The 19,344-nt window shown below is 69.4% G+C and carries 19 protein-coding genes, 1 tRNA gene and 1 riboswitch (1 of these 21 only partly in view); of the genes, 7 read left to right on the top strand and 13 right to left on the bottom strand.

The features are described from left to right. The first annotated feature begins 7 nt into the window (after positions 1–7). Entirely contained in the window at positions 8–868 is an 861-nt protein-coding gene (locus TSO352_RS05645) for a DUF1989 domain-containing protein (RefSeq protein ID WP_109106336.1), read from the top strand. A 42-nt stretch (positions 869–910) separates the two neighbouring features. Here TSO352_RS05645 and TSO352_RS05640 read toward each other — a convergent pair whose 3' ends face one another. Then, complete coding sequence (locus TSO352_RS05640; protein ID WP_109106335.1) at positions 911–1,795, bottom strand: LysR substrate-binding domain-containing protein; 885 nt, start codon at positions 1,793–1,795, stop codon at positions 911–913. 130 nt (positions 1,796–1,925) lie between these two features. Between TSO352_RS05640 and TSO352_RS05635 the strand changes: the two genes are divergently transcribed. Further along, positions 1,926–2,354 carry a VOC family protein gene (locus TSO352_RS05635; RefSeq protein ID WP_109106334.1) on the top strand — a complete coding sequence of 143 codons (429 nt, stop codon included), beginning with the start codon at positions 1,926–1,928 and terminating at the stop codon, positions 2,352–2,354. A gap of 161 nt (positions 2,355–2,515) precedes the next feature. Here TSO352_RS05635 and TSO352_RS05625 read toward each other — a convergent pair whose 3' ends face one another. Then, positions 2,516–4,063 carry an ABC transporter ATP-binding protein gene (locus TSO352_RS05625; RefSeq protein ID WP_109106333.1) on the bottom strand — a complete coding sequence of 516 codons (1,548 nt, stop codon included), beginning with the start codon at positions 4,061–4,063 and terminating at the stop codon, positions 2,516–2,518. 11 nt (positions 4,064–4,074) lie between these two features. Beyond that, positions 4,075–5,052 carry a BMP family ABC transporter substrate-binding protein gene (locus TSO352_RS05620; RefSeq protein ID WP_109106332.1) on the bottom strand — a complete coding sequence of 326 codons (978 nt, stop codon included), beginning with the start codon at positions 5,050–5,052 and terminating at the stop codon, positions 4,075–4,077. A gap of 222 nt (positions 5,053–5,274) precedes the next feature. On the opposite strand from TSO352_RS05620, the gene TSO352_RS05615 reads away from it, so the two are divergent. Further along, entirely contained in the window at positions 5,275–5,916 is a 642-nt protein-coding gene (locus TSO352_RS05615; RefSeq protein ID WP_247871910.1) for a LysE family transporter, read from the top strand. Here TSO352_RS05615 and TSO352_RS05610 read toward each other — a convergent pair. The 9 genes from TSO352_RS05610 to TSO352_RS05570 all read right to left on the bottom strand — a co-directional run bounded on the left by TSO352_RS05610 (position 5,913) and on the right by TSO352_RS05570 (position 15,283). Then, positions 5,913–6,572, bottom strand: coding sequence for a DedA family protein (locus TSO352_RS05610; RefSeq protein WP_109106330.1), 660 nt, complete (start codon positions 6,570–6,572; stop codon positions 5,913–5,915). The two genes, TSO352_RS05615 and TSO352_RS05610, sit on opposite strands and share 4 nt — an antisense overlap. A gap of 105 nt (positions 6,573–6,677) precedes the next feature. Continuing rightward, on the bottom strand, positions 6,678–7,604 hold the full coding sequence (locus TSO352_RS05605; RefSeq protein ID WP_109106329.1) for a pyridoxal-phosphate dependent enzyme: 927 nt from the start codon (positions 7,602–7,604) through the stop codon (positions 6,678–6,680). Positions 7,605–7,701: 97 nt separating this feature from the next. Further along, positions 7,702–8,517: an IclR family transcriptional regulator gene (locus TSO352_RS05600; RefSeq protein WP_109106328.1), complete on the bottom strand. Its 816-nt coding sequence runs from the start codon at positions 8,515–8,517 to the stop codon at positions 7,702–7,704. Between the two features lie 116 nt (positions 8,518–8,633). Beyond that, positions 8,634–10,061: a sigma 54-interacting transcriptional regulator gene (locus TSO352_RS05595; RefSeq protein WP_247871909.1), complete on the bottom strand. Its 1,428-nt coding sequence runs from the start codon at positions 10,059–10,061 to the stop codon at positions 8,634–8,636. Between the two features lie 364 nt (positions 10,062–10,425). Next, on the bottom strand, positions 10,426–11,409 hold the full coding sequence (locus tag TSO352_RS05590; protein WP_109106326.1) for a branched-chain amino acid ABC transporter permease: 984 nt from the start codon (positions 11,407–11,409) through the stop codon (positions 10,426–10,428). Between the two features lie 3 nt (positions 11,410–11,412). Next, on the bottom strand, positions 11,413–12,300 hold the full coding sequence (locus TSO352_RS05585; protein ID WP_109106325.1) for a branched-chain amino acid ABC transporter permease: 888 nt from the start codon (positions 12,298–12,300) through the stop codon (positions 11,413–11,415). Between the two features lie 127 nt (positions 12,301–12,427). Then, positions 12,428–13,636, bottom strand: coding sequence for an ABC transporter substrate-binding protein (locus TSO352_RS05580; protein ID WP_109106324.1), 1,209 nt, complete (start codon positions 13,634–13,636; stop codon positions 12,428–12,430). Positions 13,637–13,803: 167 nt separating this feature from the next. Continuing rightward, the gene (locus tag TSO352_RS05575) at positions 13,804–14,526 is read right to left on the bottom strand and encodes an ABC transporter ATP-binding protein (RefSeq protein WP_109106323.1); all 723 of its coding nucleotides are present in this window, start codon (positions 14,524–14,526) and stop codon (positions 13,804–13,806) included. Then, the gene (locus tag TSO352_RS05570; RefSeq protein WP_109106322.1) at positions 14,519–15,283 is read right to left on the bottom strand and encodes an ABC transporter ATP-binding protein; all 765 of its coding nucleotides are present in this window, start codon (positions 15,281–15,283) and stop codon (positions 14,519–14,521) included. Before TSO352_RS05570 ends, TSO352_RS05575 begins: the two co-directional genes overlap by 8 nt. A gap of 321 nt (positions 15,284–15,604) precedes the next feature. Next, positions 15,605–15,825: riboswitch (cobalamin riboswitch) on the top strand. Positions 15,826–15,863: 38 nt separating this feature from the next. Here TSO352_RS05570 and TSO352_RS05565 point away from each other — a divergent pair. From TSO352_RS05565 to cobW, 3 genes are read left to right on the top strand one after another with little or no spacing between them, the layout of a single operon-like run. Further along, complete coding sequence (locus TSO352_RS05565; protein WP_109106321.1) at positions 15,864–16,070, top strand: CbtB domain-containing protein; 207 nt, start codon at positions 15,864–15,866, stop codon at positions 16,068–16,070. Positions 16,071–16,080: 10 nt separating this feature from the next. Continuing rightward, on the top strand, positions 16,081–16,839 hold the full coding sequence (locus TSO352_RS05560; protein WP_109106320.1) for a CbtA family protein: 759 nt from the start codon (positions 16,081–16,083) through the stop codon (positions 16,837–16,839). Between the two features lie 14 nt (positions 16,840–16,853). Beyond that, entirely contained in the window at positions 16,854–17,915 is a 1,062-nt protein-coding gene (cobW, locus tag TSO352_RS05555; RefSeq protein ID WP_109106319.1) for a cobalamin biosynthesis protein CobW, read from the top strand. 220 nt (positions 17,916–18,135) lie between these two features. On the opposite strand, the gene aroC is transcribed toward cobW, so the two are convergent. Beyond that, positions 18,136–19,212 carry a chorismate synthase gene (gene aroC, locus TSO352_RS05550; protein WP_109106318.1) on the bottom strand — a complete coding sequence of 359 codons (1,077 nt, stop codon included), beginning with the start codon at positions 19,210–19,212 and terminating at the stop codon, positions 18,136–18,138. A 99-nt stretch (positions 19,213–19,311) separates the two neighbouring features. Here aroC and TSO352_RS33155 point away from each other — a divergent pair. After that, positions 19,312–19,344 (top strand) — tRNA-Arg (locus tag TSO352_RS33155); it runs 67 nt beyond the window's last position.

Raw genomic sequence — 19,344 nt, 5'->3', positions numbered from 1 at the left:
GCCCGCCATGCCCAGCTACCCCGCCGCCTACCAAGCCACCAAGGGATCGGCGCTCGACGTCGACCGCGCCTTCTACGGGCGCGTCGGGGCGCAGACCGAGGGACGGGAACTGGTCGACCAATTCGTCGTGCCGATCCGCTCCGGCCGGGCCTGGACGGTGCCGGCCGGCCATGTCTTCCGCATCGTCACCATCGAGGGGCCGCAGGTCGCCGACCTCAACATCTGGAACCGCCACAACCCGCGCGAACGCTTCTGGGCCTCGCGCACCCGGCAGCTCCAGCAGGCGCATGTCAGCAATTTCGACCGGCTGTGGTCGACCCTGCCCTATCTGCGGCCGCTGGCGACCATCACCCACGACACGCTGGCGAACTACGGCATCGACGAGCATGGCGGCCGGGTCCACGACCTGCTGGGCACCCGCTGCGACCCCTACGTCAACCGGATGCTGACGGGGGAGGATTTCCACCACCACTGCCATTCCAACCTGACCCGCGCCGTCGCCCCCTATGGCCTGACCGAGTTCGACGTGCACGACGTGCTGAACGTCTTCCAGGTCACCGGGCTGAACGCCGAGGACCAGTATTTCATGAAGGCCTGCCCGGCCCAGAAGGGCGATTTCCTGGAGTTCTTCGCCGAGATCGACCTGCTCTGCGCCCTGTCGACCTGCCCCGGCGGCGACCTCAGCCTGCACATGTGGGGGCCGGACGCCCGCGACCCGCTGGAGGTCTGCCGGCCACTCGGCGTCGAGGTCTACCGGCTCGACCCGGCCTTGCTGGCGGGCTGGTCGTCGCCGGAGGTCGCGGCCTACCGCGGCAACCACGGCCTGCGGCTGGAGACGCCGGCCTGGGAGAAGACGGACCCGGCGTAACGCCGGCCACCCTGCCCGCCGGCGGCCGGCGCGAGCGCGCCCCTACTCCACCTCGGCCAGCAGCCAGTCCTTGAAGCGGTGCACCCGGCGCGCCCGTTCCGCCCCCGGCGCGTGGGCGATCAGGTAGCGGCCGCGCGGGCGCAGCGTCTCGGGCATCGGCTGGACCAGCCGGCCCGACGCCACATCCTCCCGCACCAGGAAGATCGGCAGCAACGCGACGCCCATGCCGGCCGACGCCGCCTCGATGATCATGAAGAAATGCTCGAAGGCGAGCGACAGCGCCGCCTCCGGCAGGGTCAGGCCGAAGGCGGCGAGGTAGCCGCGCCAGGAATCCGGCCGGGTGGTGTGCTGCAGCAGCCGGTGCTGCGCCAGATCGGCGGGCCGGCGCAGCGGCGGCCCCTGCTCCAGCAGCGACGGCGCGCAGAAGACGCCCATCGTCTCCGGCATCAGCGTCACCATCTCGGCCCCCGGCCACTCATCGACGCCGTAGCGGATGGCGATGTCGATCCGCTCCTTGGCAAAATCGACGCGGTGCTCGCCGATGCTGACCTCGACCTGGATGTCGGGATTCTCGGCCTGGAAGCCCTTCAGCCGCGGGATCAGCCAGCGCTGCGTCAGCGTCGGCAGCGCGCTGACCCGCAGCACCCCGCCGTCCTGCGCGCGGGCCGCCCGGGCTGCCGCCGCGATGCGGTCGAGCGCCGCCGACGCCTCGGTGTAGAAGGCGGCGCCGGTCGGCGTCAGCTCGATCCCCCGGCCGACCCGGCGGATCAGCTCGACGCCCAGGTCGGCCTGCAGGGTCTGCATCATGCGGCTGACCGCGCCCTGCGTCACCGACAGCTCGTCGGCCGCCCGGGTGAAGCTGAGATGGCGGGCCACCGCGACGAAGCTGCGGACGGCGTTGAGCGACGGCAGGACGCGGTCGGGCATGGGCGGAACCGAATCATGAGTTGAACTCATAAAAACCCGCCCGAGAACTCGTTTGTCAAGCCTGCCGGGATGCGGTCTGCTGGGGACACCGACAGCCAACCGCCAAACGGTTTCGAAAGGCCGCGATCCCATGACGACCCTCACGCCCTTCCACATCGCCTTTCCGGTCGACGATCTGGCCGCCGCCCGCCATTTCTACGGCACCGTCCTGGGCTGCCCGGAGGGGCGGAGCAGCGACGAGTGGATCGACTTCGACCTGTTCGGCCACCAGATCGTCGCCCACCTGAAGCCGCGCGACCCGGCCGCCGCCCCGGCCCACCACAACCCGGTGGACGGCCACGACGTGCCGGTGCCGCATTTCGGCGTGGTGCTCCAGCCCGCCGACTGGGACGCGCTGGCCGCGAAGCTGAAGGCCGCCGGGGTGACGTTCGTGATCGAGCCCTACACCCGCTTCAAGGGGCAGGTCGGCGAGCAGTCGACCATGTTCTTCCTCGACCCGGCCGGCAACGCGCTGGAATTCAAGGCGTTCGCGGACCTGTCGCAGCTGTTTGCGAAGTGAGGGAGGTGGGGTCAGCTCCTTGCGGCGTTAGACCCCCACCTTAATCCTCCCCCGCTGGGCGGGGGAGGAGATCGGTATCGATGCGGGAGAGCGGCGGCAGTCCCTCCCCCGCCCAGCGGGGGAGGTTAGGTGGGGGTCTAACTTCGCCGCCGCATCCCCCCTCACCCACACCCCGCCATCATCAGCCCCAGCGTCTTCTCGTCGGCCTGATCCGGCATCACCTCGCCGACGATGTGGCCGTCGAACATGACGAGGATGCGGTCGGACAGGGCGCGGATCTCGTCCAGCTCGACCGACACCAGCAGGATCGCCTTGCCCTGGTCGCGCAGCGCCACCAGACGGCGGTGGATGAACTCGATGGCGCCGATGTCGACGCCGCGGGTCGGTTGGCCGACCAGCAGCAGGTCGGGATTGCGCTCGATCTCGCGGGCCAGCACGATCTTCTGCTGGTTGCCGCCGGAGAAGTTGGCCGCCGCCAGCGAGCCGTCGCGCGGGCGGGTGTCGTAATCCTCCATCTGGCGGGCGCAGTTGGCGGCGATCGCGCCACGGTCGAGCAGCACGCCGCCGTTCCAGGCCGGATCGTCCTGGAACCCCAGCATCGAGCATTCCTCCGCCGAGAAGCTGGTGACCAGCCCGACCTTCTGCCGGTCCTCCGGCACATGGCCGACGCCGAGCCGGCGCAGCGCCCGGGCGTTGAAGCGGTCGGGGCGGCCGGACAACTCCTCCCCGCGCAGGCGGACGGAGCCGCCGGCGATGGGGCGCATGCCGGCCAGCGCCTCCAGCAGTTCCGACTGGCCGTTGCCGGACACGCCGGCGATGCCGACGATCTCGCCGGCCCGCACCGACAGGGCGACGCCCTTCACCCGCTCCACCCCCGACGGGTCGCGAACGGTCAGCCCCTCCACCCGCAGCACCTCGGCGCCCGGCCGGGCCGGGGTCTTGTCGACCCGCAGCAGCACCTTGCGGCCGACCATCAGCTCGGCCAGCCGCTCGCGGCTGGTGTCGCGGGTGGCGACGTTGGCCACCACCTGCCCGCGCCGCATCACCGTGACGTTGTCGGTCAGCTCCATGATCTCGCGGAGCTTGTGGGTGATGATGACCACCGTCTTGCCCTGCTGGCGCAGCGCCCGCAGGATGCGGAACAGGTGGTCGGCCTCCTGCGGGGTCAGCACGCCGGTCGGCTCGTCGAGGATCAGGATGTCGGCGCCGCGGTACAGCGCCTTCAGGATTTCCACCCGCTGCTGGGCGCCGACCGGCAGCTCGCCGACCGGGCGGTCGAGGTCGACCTCCAGCCCATAGTCGCGGGCCAGCCGCGTCAGCTCCGCCCGGGCGTGGGCGAGGCCGGCCGACAGGGTGACGCCGCCCTCCGCCCCCAGCAGCACGTTCTCCAGCACGCTGAACGGCTCGACCAGCATGAAGTGCTGGTGGACCATGCCGATGCCGGCGGCCAGCGCGTCGCGCGGCGAGCGGATGGCGGCCGGCCGGCCGTTCACCCGGATCTCGCCACCGTCGGCGCGCAGATAGCCGTAGACGATGCTCATGATCGTCGACTTGCCGGCGCCGTTCTCGCCGATCACGCCGTGGATGGTCCCGGCGGGAATCGCCAGCGACACGTCGCGGTTGGCGTGGTTGGCGCCGAACCACTTGTTGATCGCCACCGTTTCCAGGGCGATCGGCTCCGGAGCGGCCGGCGCGTTTGCCTGCGTCATCAAGGACCCGCTTACGGCTGGTAGGGCTTCACCGTCAGCGACCCGGCGATGATCTGCTTCTTCGCCTCTTCCAGCTTCGCTTCCATCTCCGGGGTGATCAGCTTGCGGTTGTTGTCGTCCAGCGCGTAGCCGACGCCATCCTCCTTCAGGCCGACGACCCGGTGGCCGGGCTTCCAGCTGCCGTCCTTGGCCGACTTCATGCAGTCGTAGACCACCACGTCGACCCGCTTGACCATCGAGGTCAGGACCTTGCCGGGATGGACGTGGTTCTGGTTGCTGTCGACGCCGATCGCCAGCTTGCCGGCGTCGGCCGCCGCCTGCAGCACGCCCAGGCCGGTGGCGCCCGCCGCGGCGAAGACCACGTCGGCGCCGCGGGAGAACTGGCTCTTGGCCAGCTCCGCCCCGCGGCCGGGGTCGTTCCAGGCGGCCGGCGTGGTGCCGGTCATGTTGACGAACACCTCGTCGTTCGCCGCGACGTGCTTCACGCCCTGCTCGTAGCCGGTCAGGAAGTTGCGGATCAGCGGGATGTCCATGCCGCCGATGAAGCCGACCTTGCCGGTCTTCGACGCCAGCGCCGCCGCCATGCCGGTCAGGAAGGAGCCCTCCTCCTCCTTGAAGGTCACGGACTGGACGTTGGGGGCGTCCAGCTTGTCGTCGATCAGGCAGAACTTGGTCTTGGGCGATTCCTTGGCGACCTTGTCGACCGCCGCGGTCTGCGAGAAGCCGACGGCGACGATCACCGAGGCGCCGCGGCGCACCAGCGTGCGCATCGCCTGCTCGCGCTGGCCCTCGTTGGTGATCTCGAACTCGCGGTAGGCGATGCCGGTCTCGGTCTTGAACCGCTCGGCGCCGTGGTAGGCCGCTTCGTTGAAGGACTTGTCGAACTTGCCGCCCTGGTCGAACACCACGGCCGGCGCGAAGTCCTCCGCCCGCGCCTGTGCGCAGAGCGCCGTCATCGCCACCATGGCGGCAAGAATACGCGTCTTCATGTCCCACCCACTCCCGAATGCGGAAACTTGACCCAAAGGATAACCGCGCCATCATTCCACACAACAGGGAAAGCGTCCGCCCCGGTGCAGCAATTCGTGGCGGCCCCGGTTGACGACAGGGACGGGGACGTTTATGACCCCGGCCGGTACACCGGTGCGGTCAATCGACGCCGGGACCATGAAAACAGCTTCGGGGGGCGACGCTCGGTGGACGAAGTCTGGGTGCTCTTGCAGGGAATCGTTCTGGGATTCGCCATCGCCGCACCCGTCGGACCGATCGGTCTGCTGTGCATCCGCCGCACGCTTCAGCACGGCCCGCTGATGGGCTTCTTCACCGGGTTCGGCGCCGCCGTCGCCGACACCATCTACGGCGCCATCGCCGCCTTCGGCGTGTCGGCCGCGCTCAGCTTCCTGCGCGGGCACGAGATCGCCTTCCAGTTGATCGGCGGCATCTTCCTGCTGGTGGTGGCGGTCCGCACCTTCCGCCAGCAGCCCGACGCCGAGGAGCGCGAGGCGGCGGCGGCCCCCGACAGCAAGTCGTGGTTCACCGGCTTCATGACCGGCCTGTCGCTGACCCTGACCAACCCGGCCACCATCATGGCCTTCATCGCCATCTTCGCCGGCTTCGGCCTGGGCGGCACGCTGGACCGGCTGGAGGCGTCGACGCTGGTGCTGGGGGTCTTCATCGGCTCGTCGCTGTGGTGGTTCACGCTGTCCACCGGCGTGGCGGCGGTGCGCCACCGCATCTCCGACCGCGGCCTGACCATGCTGAACCACTGCACCGGCGTGGCGCTGGGCGCCTTCGGCCTGTGGGCGCTGGGCATGGCCGCCACCGGCATCGCCGCCATGGCGGCAGGGACCTAACAGCCGCCGGATGTCGACGACACCGGGGCCGCCGCCGCCCGGCCCTTGCGCAGCAGGTGCAGGTTGGTGGCCAGCCGCCACAGATACAGCCCGACCAGCACCACCAGCAGCCCGACGGTGACGTACCCCACCAGCCGGTGGGCGAACGGCCAGGTCGACAGCATGTAGCCGGTCCAGGCGAGCAGCAGCGTCCACAGCACCGACCCGATCCCCGAGGCCAGCGAGTAGTTCAGGATCGACATCTTGCACGCCCCGGCCGGGATCGAGATCAGGGTGCGCACCCCCGGCACCGGCTGCGAGAACAGCACGGCCAGCCCGCCGCGCTTGGCGAACCAGTCGGTGCTGCGCCGGACCTTCTTCGGGTCGATGGTCAGCCAGGGCCCGTATCGCTTCAGGAACGCTTCCAGCCGCTCGCGGCTCATCAGCCGGCTGGGCAGGAACCACACCAGTTGCCCGGCCAGCGAGCCCAACCCGCCGGCCAGCGCCACGCCGACCAGCGTGAACTCGCCGGTCGCCGCCCCGATCCCGGCCAGCGGGATCACCGACTCGGCCGGCAGCGGCGGGAACACCCGCGCCAGCGCCACCAGCAGGAAAATCCCGATGTAGTGGAGGTGGTGCATCACCTGCACCAGCCAGTCCGTCAAACCGCCATCCATGCCGCTCCGCCCTCCGCCACCGGTCGCCATGACCCGTGTCATGAAAACGGCCTGCCGCGGTGGGCGGTTCCCGCCCCCAATGGCAGGGGAGGATTGAGCGGCCGGCTATCCCCCGAATTGCGACGACCAAGCCTGCAGCGTCTCGACGGTCGCGGTCGCTCCGCCACAGACGATCACCAGCACCTTCTCGAAGGGCTGCAAGGCGGCATGCCGCCGGTACGCCAACGCCAGCGAGGCGCCGCAAGCCGGCTCGACCAGCACACGATGGTCGTCCAGAAAGCCCAGGCAGGCCTGAACGGCCTCGCCGTCCGAAACCACGACGCTGACCACGGGATGCGCCGCGGCGAACTCGAAGGCCCGCGCGCAGACCTGACGGGCGCCGAGCGAGGTGGCGACGCTGGTGATCCCCGGCAGTTCCACACGGTGCCCCGCTGCGATGGACTGCGCCAGCGAGTCGGCTCCGTGCGTCTCGACGGCGACCACCGGCACATCCGCCCAGCCATTGCGGCGCAGCCCCTCGACCACGCCACACATCAGCCCGCCGCCGCCGACCGACACCACGACCGCGTCGGGCCGCCAGCCGGTCCGCGCGACCTCGTCGATCATGGTGGCGTGGCCGTCCCACAACAATTCATTGTCGAAGGGATGCAGGAACGCGTCACCCTCGCCCATCAGCGACTGGGCGTGCGCGTTGGCCTCCTGCCAGGAAGGGCCGTGCACGATCACTTCGGCCGCTTCCTGGCGGAGCAGCGCCTTCGCGTGATCGGACGTCGTTTCGGGCACCACGACCGTCACCGGCCGGCCAAGTTGACGGCCGGCGTAAGCCACCGCGATGCCGGCGTTGCCCCCTGACGAGGAGATGAAGCGGGCGGCCCCGGCCCGCGCGTATTCCTGGCAGGCACGCCCGATGCCGCGCAGTTTGAAGGACCCGGGCGGCTGCAACGCTTCCATTTTCAGCCACACAGCGCGCTCCGCAGCGGCGGAGAGCGGGCGGGATTCGATCAGGGGCGTCTCGATGTGCAGCGGCTTCATGATGATTCCGGACGTTGTGTGGAAAGGCCTCCCGGACATACCGCTCCCATTCCTGGCAGCGCTGGGCCGGCGGGTCGATGATGGAGTCGCGCCATTCTCACCCGTTGAACAGCGTCGCGTCGATCCGCCGGACCATGGCGACCAGACGGGGGGCGAACTCCTCCTCCAGCCGCTTCAGGTCGACCAGGAAGGCCGGGCCGCCGCAGTTGAAGGCCAGCACCTGCGAGCCGTCGCGCGGCACGAAGGGGACGCCGATGGCGTGCACCTCCGACTTCCAGGCGCCGATGGAGCGGCAGAAGCCGCGCGTCCGGTAATCCTCGATCGCCTGCAGGATGCCGTCCTGGATGGCGGGCCAGCGGTCGCCCTCATGCTCCTCCAGCTTGGCCATCAAGGGCGCGCGCTCCGCCTCCGGCAGGGCGGCGAGGTAGGCGCGGCCCATGCCGGTGGTCGACAGCTTGATGTGGGAGCCGACGTCGAGCGACAGCGTGATCGGGCCGGTGCCCTTGCAGCATTCCAGATAGATCATGCTCAGCCGGTCGCGCCCGCCCAGCGCCACCGCCAGCCCGGTCTGGTCGGCCAGATCCTGCATCAGCGGCCGCGCCACCTGGCGGATGCCCATCCCCGACAGGCTGGCATAGCCCAGCGCCAGCACCGAGGTGCCGAGCCGGTACTTGCCGGTGCCCTGGTCGTAGGCAAGGTAGCCCAGCTTGGCCAGCGTGTAGGTCAGCCGCGACACCGTCGGCTTGGGCAGGCCGGTGCGCTGCGCCAGTTCCAGGTTGCCCAGCATCGATTCGTTGCGGCGGAAGGCGCGCAGCAGCTCCAGCCCGCGGGCCAGCGCGGTGACGAAGCGGGGGTCCTTCTCCTCGTCCGCCATCGGATCGTCGGCGACCAGAGCCTCTTCCCGCCTGCGCATGACACGTCACTCCCACCATCGGCCCGGGATGGAGCCATCGGGCGATCCTGCCAGCGGCGGCGGCGGGCGTCAATGAAACGCCGTTCCGTGATGCGGAATTTACCATGGGTGGAGCACTACGGCGTGGCCCCCAGCCCCAACGTCATCATCCGTTCGTACAGCGACGCGCGCGAGATGCCCAGCAGCTTCGCCGCGCGGGCCTTGACACCGTTGGCCTCCTCCAGCGCGGCGGCGATGGCGTGGCGTTCGGCGGCGTGCAGCACCTCCTGCAACGGCCGCGCTCCCGCCGCCAGCGGCAGGGAACCAAACGGCAGGGCGGAGGCGCCGGCCGGATGCTGGCCGGGCAGGACGCTGCGGATGTGCGGCGCGGTCAGGATCGGCGCGTCGGTCAGCGCCACCACCCGTTCCAGCGTGTTGTACAGCTCGCGCACATTGCCGGGCCAGTCGTAGTCGCGCAGCACCTGCACCGCCGATTCCAGCAGTTCGCGCGGTGGCGTGCCCTGCTGGATCGCCAGCTGTTCCAGGATGCGGTCGGCGATGCTCTCGATGTCCTCCGGCCGGTCGCGCAGCGGCGGCAGGGTGATCGGCACCACGTTCAGCCGGTAATAGAGGTCGGCGCGGAACTGCTTCTCCTTCACCAGCGCGTGCAGGTCGCGGCTGGTCGCCGCGATGATGCGGACATCGACCCGCACCACCTTGTTGGAGCCGAGCGGCTCGATCTCGCGCTCCTGCAGCACGCGCAGCAGCTTGGCCTGCAGCGGCAGCGGCATGTCGCCGATCTCGTCCAGGAACAGGGTGCCGCCGTTGGCGAGCTGGAACTTGCCCTCGCGGTGGCGGCGGTCGGCGCCGGTGAAGGCGCCGGGGGCGACGCCGAAGAACTCCGCCTCCAGCAGGGTTTCCGGGATGGCGGCGACGTTGACGCCGACGAAGGGCCGGGACGCCCGCGGGCTGGCGGCGTGGATGGCCTGGGCCAGCAGTTCCTTGCCCGTGCCGGTTTCGCCCAGCAGCAGGACGGTGCTGTCCATCTGCGCGGCGCGGCGGCCCAGCCGCTTGATCTCGCGGATCGATTCGCTGGCGCCCAGGAACTGCGAGAAGGAGTATTTGGCCCGGCGCTCGTGCGCCAGCTCCTGCTGGGTGCGGGCCAGCTCCTCCTGCATCTTCTCGTATTTGCGGACCAGCGGGCGGAGATATTCGGCGCGGTCGAACAGCACGAAGCCGATGGCGCCGATGATCGACCCGTCGGTGCCGAACAGCGGCATCCGCGTCACGACGAAGGAGCGGTCGCCGAACTCCATGATGTCGAGCGGCTGGGGCTGGCCGCTGTCGATCACCCGGCGCAGTTGGCTGTTGGGGATGACGTCCTCGACCGGCCGGCCGCGCGGGTCGCCGGGGACACCCAGCAGCGCCTTGTACTTGTCGTCCATCCAGGCGATGCGGGCGTTGTGGTCGACCGCGACGGCGCCGACGCACATGGACTCCAGATGTTCGAAGAGGGAGTGCACGGCGCGTTGGCGCAGCGCTTCGAAATCGACGGTGTCGCCCACGTCACCCTCCCAAACAGGACCGAGTCTTGCTGTCCCGGCATCGAGGCCTGCTGCAACGCAGCGCATTTTGCCAACAATATCAGAGGTCAACATAGTAGCCCATCCGTCGGATTAAAGGGAAGGCGCGCAGGATCGCCGGGACGGGCGGGTTGTTTCCGCCTCCGGTTCACGGCGTTGTCTTGGCGTTCTGGCCGCCGGCCCGCGTTTTTTCGCTTTGGCGAGCCGGCCCCGGATCATACAACTTACGCTATAGGACCCATCGGCTGCCCGATACACGCCCCCGATTTGAGACGGGAAAAAGAGGGGGACCTCGCGGTCCCCCCTGGGGGAGTTTTGGATGGAGACGGGACTCGGCGGCTCGGACTCAGCGGCTCCGGCCCGGCAGGCGGGCGAGCAGCTCGCCGACGATGCCGCGGCGGAACAGCAGGACGCAGACGACGAAGATGAAGCCGATGACGACCGGCACCGGCAGGCTGGTGGAGGCAAGGTAGCTTTCCAGCGTCACCACCAGCCCGGCACCGACCACGGGGCCGAACAGCGTGCCCATGCCACCCAGCAGCGTCATCAGCACCACCTCGCCCGACATCTGCCACGTCACGTCGGTCAGGCTGGCGAGCTGGAAGACGAGCGCCTTGGTCCCACCGGCCAGCCCGGCGAGGCTTGCGGACAGCACGAAGGCCAGCAGCTTGTAGCGGTCGGTGCGGTAGCCGAGCGAGATCGCCCGCGGCTCGTTCTCGCGGATCGCCTTCAGCACCTGCCCGAACGGCGAGTGCACGGTGCGCCAGATGATGGCGAAGCCGGCGATGAAGATCGCCAGCACGGTGTAGTACATGGTCAGCGGCTGGCCGAGATCGAACAGCCCGAACAGCAGGCCGCGCGGCACGCCCTGGATGCCGTCCTCGCCATGGGTGAAGGGGAGTTGCAGGGCCAGGAAGAACACCATCTGGCTCAGCGCCAGCGTGATCATGGCGAAATAGATGCCCTGGCGGCGGATGGCGACCAGCCCGAAGACCAGCCCCAGCAAGGCGGCGCCACCGGTGGCGGCCAGCAGCCCGAACTCCGGCGCCCAGCCCCATTCCTTCACCGCGTGGGCGGCGATGTAGGCGGCCGAGCCGAAGAAGGCGGCGTGGCCGAAGCTCAGCAGCCCGGCAAAGCCGATCAGCAGGTTGAAGGCGCAGGCGAACAGCGCGAAGCACAGCACCTTCATCAGGAAGACGGGGTACAGCAGGAAGGGCGCCGCGACGGCGGCGGCCAGCCCGACGCCGAACAGCAGCGCGGTGCCGGTGGCGGTGCCGCGCACCGTCAGCGCGGCGGGCCGGCTGCCCAGAAGGTGGGTTTTGGCGGTCATGGCTCAGCGCTCCCGTCCGAAGAGGCCCGCGGGCTTGATGAGAAGAACGATCGCCATCACGACGAACACGACGATGTTGGACGCCTCCGGGTAGAAGACCTTGGTCAGCCCCTCCAGCATGCCCAGCCCCAGCCCGGTGACGATGGCGCCCAGGATGGAGCCCATGCCGCCGATCACCACCACGGCGAAGACGATGATGATCAGGTTGGTGCCCATCAGCGGCGACACCTGGTAGATCGGCGCCGCCAGCACCCCGGCCAGCCCGGCCAGCGCCACGCCGAAGCCGTAGGTCAGCGACACCATCACCGGCACGTTGATGCCGAAGGCCTGGACCAGCGTCGGGTTCTCCGTCGCCGCGCGCAGGTAGGCGCCGAGCTTGGTCCGCTCGATGGCGAACCACGTCCCGAAGCAGATGACCAGCGAGGCGACGACGACCCAGCCGCGGTAGTTGGGCAGGAACATGAAGCCCAGATTCTGCCCGCCCTTCAGCGCGTCGGGGATCGGGTAGGGCTGGCCCGACACGCCGTACTGGTGGCGGAAGGCGCCCTCGAAGATCAACGCCAGCCCGAAGGTCAGCAGCAGCCCATAGAGGTGGTCGAGCTTGTACAGCCGCGACAGCATCGTCTTTTCCAGCGCGATGCCGACCAGCCCGACCACCGTCGGCGCCACCAGCAGCGCCCACCAGTAGCCGAGCCCGAGATAGGTCAGCAGCAGCCACGCCACGAAGGCCCCGACCATGTAGAGCGCGCCATGGGCGAAGTTGATGACGTTCAACATGCCGAAGATCACCGCCAGCCCCAGGCTGAGCAGCGCGTAGAAGGATCCGTTGATCAGGCCGAGCAGCAGCTGGCCGAACAGCACTTGGGGCGGCACCCCCAGCAGGTTGAACATGTCCGCGTCTCTCCCGGTGTGTTGGTGTTGGTTGTTGTTTTGGTTGTTGCGTCGCAGGCCCCCTCCCCATCCCTCCCGCGTTAGCGGGGGAGGGTTAGGGAGGGGGCAATGGCAATGCGCGCGCCCCTCACTTCACCAGCGGACAGCCGCTCTGCTTGGGGTCCATGAACGCGGTGTCGGCCGGGATGGTCTTGACGATCTTGTAATAGTCCCAGGCCCCCTTCGACTCGGCCGGGGTCTTGACCTGGGCCAGATACATGTCGTGGAACATGCGGCCGTTGGCGGCGATCTTGCCCTTCTTGGCGAACATGTCCTCCACCGGCAACTCGCGCATCTTGGCGACAACCTTGTCGGCGTCGTCGGTCTTCGCCGCCTCGACCGCCTTCAGGTAATGCTTCACCGCCGAATAGACGCCGGCCTGCACCATGGTCGGCTTCTTGCCGGCCTTGGCCTCAAACTTCTTCGACCAGTCGCGGGTCTGGTCGTCCATGTCCCAGTAGAAGCCGGTGGTCAGCATCAGCCCCTGCGCCGATGGCAGGCCCAGCGCGTTCACGTCGGTGATGAACATCAAGAGGCCGGCCAGGCTCTGGCCCGACTGGGTGATGCCGAACTCCGCCGCCTGCTTGACGGCGTTGACGGTGTCGCCGCCGGCGTTGGCCAGCCCGATCACGTCGGCGCCCGACCCCTGCGCCTGCAGCAGGAAGGAGGAGAAGTCGGAGGTGCCGAGCGGATGCCGGACCGCCCCGGCGATGGTGCCGCCCAGCGACTTGACCATCTTGGTGGTCTCCTCCTCCAGCGACTGGCCGAAGGCGTAGTCGGCGGTGACGAAGAACCACTTCTTCTTGCCCTGCTCGTACAGCGCGCGGCCGGTGCCGGCGGCCATGGCGTAGTTGTCGTAGGTCCACTGGAAGCCGTAGGGGCTGCACTGGGCGCCGCTCAACGCCGTGGCGCCCGGACCGGACATCAGGAAGATGCGCTTCTTGTCCCGTGCGATGCCCTGCACCGCGAGCGCCGCGGCGGAGTTCGGCACGTCGGCAATCACGTCGACGCCGCCGGTGTCCACCCACTCGCGCGCCTTCGAGGCGGCGATGTCGGCCTTGTTCTGGTGGTCGGCGACGACGATCTCGACCGCGGCGCCAGCGACCTTGTTGCCGAACTCCTCCGCCGCCATCCGCGCGGCGATGGCCGAGCCTTCACCGGCCAGGTCGGCGTAGATGCCGGAGCGGTCGTTCAGCACGCCGATGCGGACGACGTTGTCCGACACCTGGGCGGCGGCCGGAGCGGCGGCGGCGGCGAGCGTCAGCAGGGCGGTGCCGGCAAGAAGAAGGCTGCGCATGGACGGGTCTCTCCCTCGTGATCTTGTGCGTTGGTTCTTGGTTTGGGGATGCGGCTTTGGGGATCCGGCCGGGCAAAGGCCGGGCGTGCCGCCGCCCCGGCCCCAATATTTCCAACAGGAGGGGGGCGGAGCGGCGGTTGCGTTGCGATGGTTTGGGAAAACTCCGCTCAGACGCCGAGATAGGTGTGGAGCTTGTCCATGTTGGCGTCGAGCTGGTCGTTCGGGATCATGTCCACCACATGCCCCTCCTCCATCACGTAATGGCGGTCGGCGATGGTGGCGGCGAAGCGGAAGTTCTGCTCCACCAGCACGATGGTGAAGCCGCGCGCCTTCAGCGCCCGCACCGCGACGCCGATCTGCTCGATGATGACCGGGGCCAGCCCCTCGGTCGGCTCGTCCAGCAGGATCAGGTTGGCGCCGGTGCGCAGGATGCGGGCGATCGCCAGCATCTGCTGCTCGCCGCCCGACAGGCGGGTGCCTTGCGTCGAGCCGCGGCCCTTCAGGTTGGGGAACAGGTCGTAGATCTGCTGGACCGTCATGCCGCCGTCCTTCACCACCGGCGGCAGCGTCAGGTTCTCGTCGACGCTGAGGCTGGAGAAGATGCCGCGCTCCTCCGGCACATAGCCGATGCCGAGGCGGGGGATCCTGTGCTGGGCCATGCCGACCAGCTCGGTGCCCTGGAAGCGGATGGAGCCGCTGCGCTTGGACACGATCCCCATGATCGAGCGCATGGTCGTGGTCTTGCCGGCGCCGTTGCGGCCCAGCAGCGTCACCACCTCGCCCTGCCGCACCTCCAGGCTGACGCCGTGCAGGACGTGGCTCTCGCCGTAGAAGGCGTGGAGGTCAGCGATCTCCAGCATGGCGGTTTTCGTGATCGCGCCGTCAGGCATGTCCGGTCCCCATGTAAGCTTCCATCACCTGCGCGTTCTTCGACACGACCTCGTACGGCCCCTCCGCCAGGATCTCGCCGCGGCGCAGCACGGTGATGGTGTCCGACAGATGGGCGACGACCGACAAATTGTGCTCCACCATCAGCACGGTGCGGTCGGCGGCGACCCGCTTGATCAGCGCCGCGGTGCCCTCGATGTCCTCGTGGCCCATCCCGGCCAGCGGCTCGTCGAGCAGCATCACCTCCGGGTCGAGCGCCAGGGTGGTGGCGATCTCCAGCGCGCGCTTGCGGCCGTAGGGCAGCTCGGCGGCGGTGTGGTTGGCCCAGGGGGTCAGGTTCACCGCCTCGATCAGCTCCTGCGCCCGGTCGTGCAGGTCGTAGAGCGTCGATTCGGACTTCCAGAAGTGGAAGCTGGTGCCGAGCGGCCGTTGCAGCGCGACGCGGACATTCTCCAGCACGCTGAGATGCGGGAAGACCGCCGAGATCTGGAAGGACCGCACCAGCCCCATCAGCGCGATGTCGGCCGGCTTGGTCCGGGTGATGTCACGGCCCTTGTAGAGGATCTGGCCGCGGGTCGGCGTCAGGAACTTGGTCAGCAGGTTGAACACCGTGCTCTTGCCGGCGCCGTTCGGGCCGATCAGCGCGTGGATGGTGCCCCGCCGCACTTGCAGGTTCACCTCCTTCACCGCGACGAAGCCTTTGAACTCCTTCGTCAGGTTGCGCGCTTCCAGGATGATGTCGTTGGGTGCGGCGGTCATCGGTCGCGAAGTCTCCTCCCCTTGGCCCGTTGCGGCCGGTTCGTCCTTATGGTTTCGGTCCGCGGCGCGGCAGGACGTTTTGCCGACGATGGTACGCACGAAGCGTGCCACGGTGCGGATTGTTACGACCGAGGCGGTGATTCCTTTGTTTCCTGCCGCCGCGGCGCCTCCACGCCGCGCCGCCCGTCAGGCCCTTGCGCCAGAAAGTGTCGGAATCCCGGACACTCTGTCCGGCAAACATGACAGCATCCAAAGAGTCTGTATGCAAGATCATCTGTTTAGCGAACGCCTTATTGCGCTTGCCAAACACCGGACGCACTGCGATGGTGGCGGACCGACGGTGCCCCGTCCGCCCCTTGGGCGGCGGGGATAATAGGGAATGCGGTTCGGGTTCGGCTTGCCGGGCCTCATGCCGCGGCTGCCCCCGCAACTGTGTGCGGCGAGCTTTGCGTCCATCATGCCACTGGTCCCCGGACCGGGAAGGCGGACGGCGGAGCGGCGACCCGCGAGCCAGGAAACCTGCCGACGGACCGTTCACCCTTTTCCGACCCGCCGGGTGAGGCGGGAGAAGGAGATCACGATGACGACCCAGTCGATCCAGACCACGCCCGCCATCAACACCGCCGCCGGTTCCGCGACCCGCAGCGCCGCCCAGACCGCGGCCGCCGCCTTTGCCGCGATCCTGTTCGGCAGCTTCCTGCTGTACGGCGTCGGCTTCGCCCAGCCGCAGCAGATCCACGACGCGGCGCACGATGCCCGCCACTCCTTCGCGTTCCCCTGCCACTAAGCGCAGGACCATGGATCTGGTTCGGCGGCTGTTCACAGCCGCCTTGGTCGCGGGCGTGCTTTCCGGCACGGCCGCGTCCGTCGTTCAGCAGGCGACCACCGTCCCGCTGATCCTGGAAGCCGAAAAATACGAGGTGCTGGCCCAGCCGCCCAGCGCGGACGGTCACCAGCACGCCCCCGTGCGCAACGTCGGCGACGGCGTGCCGGTCACCACCGGCGAGGCGATGGAGCGGGTCGGGCTGACCATCGTCGCCAACCTGCTGGCCGGGGTCGGCTACGCCCTGCTGGTCGGCGGCGTCATGCTGCTGGTCGGCCGGCCGGTCGACGCCCGTCGCGGCCTGGTCTGGGGTGCCGGCGGCTTCGTCGCCTTCGCGCTCGCCCCCGCCTTCGGCCTGCCGCCGGAGCTGCCGGGCATGGCCGGCGCGGCGCTGGAGGCGCGGCAGATGTGGTGGCTGGCGGCGGCGCTGTGCGCCGGCGGCGGGCTGCTGGCCATGGCCTTCGCCCGTCACCGGCTGGCCGTGGCCGCCGGGGTCGTCGTCGCCGCCCTGCCCCATCTGGTCGGCGCCCCCCACCCGGAAACCATCGACGGCGCCGTCCCGCCGGAGTTGGCGGCCCATTTCGTCACCTCGTCGCTCGGCGCCGCCGCCCTGTTCTGGGCGGTGCTGGGCGCGGTGTGCGGCTGGTTGATGAGCGGCCTCCTCGTCGGGACCACGGCCGGTACGGCTGCCGAGCGGCAATCGACCGTGGCGCCCCAGGCCGGCTCGCGCTAAGGAGAGGAAGACCCATGTCCGCATCCCTGAAGACGGCCGCCGGCAAGGTTCCGGCCACCGTCATCACCGGCTTCCTCGGCGCCGGCAAGACCACGCTGATCCGCAGCCTGCTGGAAAAGGCCGACGGCCGCCGGCTGGCGCTGATCATCAACGAGTTCGGCGACGTCGGCATCGACGGCGACATCCTGCGCGCCTGCGGCAACCCGACCTGCACCGAAGACGACGTGATCGAGCTGGCCAACGGCTGCCTGTGCTGCACCGTCGCCGACGATTTCGTCCCGGCCATCGAAAAGCTGCTGGACCGGTCGGAACCGCCGGAACACATCATCATCGAAACCAGCGGCCTCGCCCTGCCCAAGCCGTTGATCCAGGCCTTCCACTGGCCGGCGATCAAGTCCCGGGTCACGGTCGACGGCGTCATCGCCGTGGTCGACGCCGCCGCGGCGGCGGAGGGTCGTTTCGCCCCCGATCCGGCGGCGCTGGCCGCCCAGCGCGACGCCGCCGGCACGGTCGACCACGAAACGCCGATCGAAGAGGTGTTCGAGGACCAGATCCTCTGCGCCGACCTGATCATCCTCAACAAGACCGATCTGGTGGCGGCGTCCGACCTCGCCCGCGTCGAGGATCTGATCCGCGGCGCCCTCAACGAGGTGGTCCACCGCGACGCCAAGCTGGTGCGCGCGTCCCACGGCGCGGTGGATCCGCTGGTGCTGCTCGGCGTCGGCGCCGCGGTGGAGGACGACCTCGCCAACCGGCCCAGCCACCATGACGGGGAAGAGGGCCACGACCACGATGACTTCACCAGCTTCATCGTGGATCTGCCGCCCCAGCCCGACCCCGCCACCCTGGCGGCGACGCTGGAACGGGTCGCCGCCCTGCACGGCGTGCTGCGGCTGAAGGGTTTCGTCGACGTGCCCGGCAAGCCGATGCGCCTGCTGGTGCAGGGCGTCGGCGCCCGGGTGCAGACCCACTACGACCGCCTGTGGAAGCCCGGCGAGGACCGCCGCAGCCGTCTGGTGGTGATCGGCGAGACAGGGCTGGACCGCGAGGCGGTGACGCGGGCGATTGCCGGGTAACGTGCAATTGCTGCGGCGCCCGCCCCTCCCTAACCCTCCCCCGCTCTCAGCGGACCGAAGGTCCGTCTGACGCGGCAGCGCCAGCGTAGCTGGCGCGAGAGCGGAGGGAGAGGGAACTCCGCCGTTCCTTTGCGGAGCTTTGCGCTGACGAGTGTCCTACCCCCTCCACCGCCGAAGGCGGGGGAGGGATGGGGAGGGGGCATCCGGGACTGCCGCCCCTTCACTCCCGCCGTTCGGCCCGCCGGCGCAGCAGGTGGTCGGCCAGCACGCAGGCCATCATCGCTTCGCCGACCGGCACGGCGCGGATGCCGACGCAGGGGTCGTGGCGGCCCTTGGTCAGGATGTCGGTGTCGTTGCCGGCGGTATCCACCGTCTGGCGCGGCGTCAGGATGGAGCTGGTCGGCTTCACCGCGAAGCGGACGACGACGTCCTGCCCGGTGGAAATGCCGCCCAGGATGCCGCCGGCCTGGTTGGACAGGAACTGCGGCCGGCCGTCGGCGCCCATGCGCATCTCGTCGGCGTTGGTCTCCCCGGTCAGCTCGGCGGCGGCGAAGCCGTTGCCGATCTCCACGCCCTTCACCGCGTTGATCGTCATCATCGCGCGGGCAAGATCGCTGTCCAGCTTGTCGTAGAGCGGGTCGCCGAGGCCGACCGGCACGCCGGAGGCCACGACCTCCACCACCGCGCCGACCGACGAGCCGCTCTTGCGGATGCCGTCGAGATACTCGGCCCACTGCGCCGCCATCACCGGGTCGGGGCAGAAGAAGGGGTTGTTGTCGATCTCCGCCCAGTCCCAGCGGCTGCGGTCGATTTTGTGCGGGCCGATCTGCACCAGCGCGCCGCGCACCTGGATGGCGGCGCCCAGCGCCTTGCGCGCCACCGCGCCGGCGGCGACGCGGCAGGCGGTTTCCCGCGCCGAGGAGCGGCCGCCGCCGCGATAATCGCGGATGCCGTATTTCTGCCAGTAGGTGTAGTCGGCGTGGCCCGGCCGGAACTTGGCCGCGATGTCGCTGTAGTCCTTGGAGCGCTGGTCGGTGTTCTCGATCAGCAGCGAGATCGGCGTGCCGGTCGTCTTGCCCTCGAACACGCCGGACAGGATCTTCACCTGATCGGGTTCCTGGCGCTGGGTGGTGTAGCGCGACTGGCCCGGCCGGCGCTTGTCCATCCAGGGCTGGATGTCCGCTTCGGTCAGGTCGAGCAGCGACGGGCAGCCGTCCACCACGACGCCGATGGCCGGGCCGTGGCTCTCGCCCCAGGTGGTGAAGCGGAAAAGCGTGCCGAAGCTGTTGCCGGCCATGGTGACATCCTCCCGAAACGAACCCGCGCCTGCGACTTCACAACTGTGAAAACGCGCGCGTTTCTTGCGGCCTTTCGGCGGCAAGGTCAAGGAGGCGATGCGCCAATGGCGGGGGAGTTTTTAAAAGGGGGA

This window comes from Azospirillum sp. TSO35-2, assembly GCF_003116095.1.
GTDB lineage: Bacteria > Pseudomonadota > Alphaproteobacteria > Azospirillales > Azospirillaceae > Azospirillum.
The sequence above is the reverse complement of the archived record's forward strand: the minus strand, read 5'-3'. Positions and strand labels throughout refer to the sequence as shown.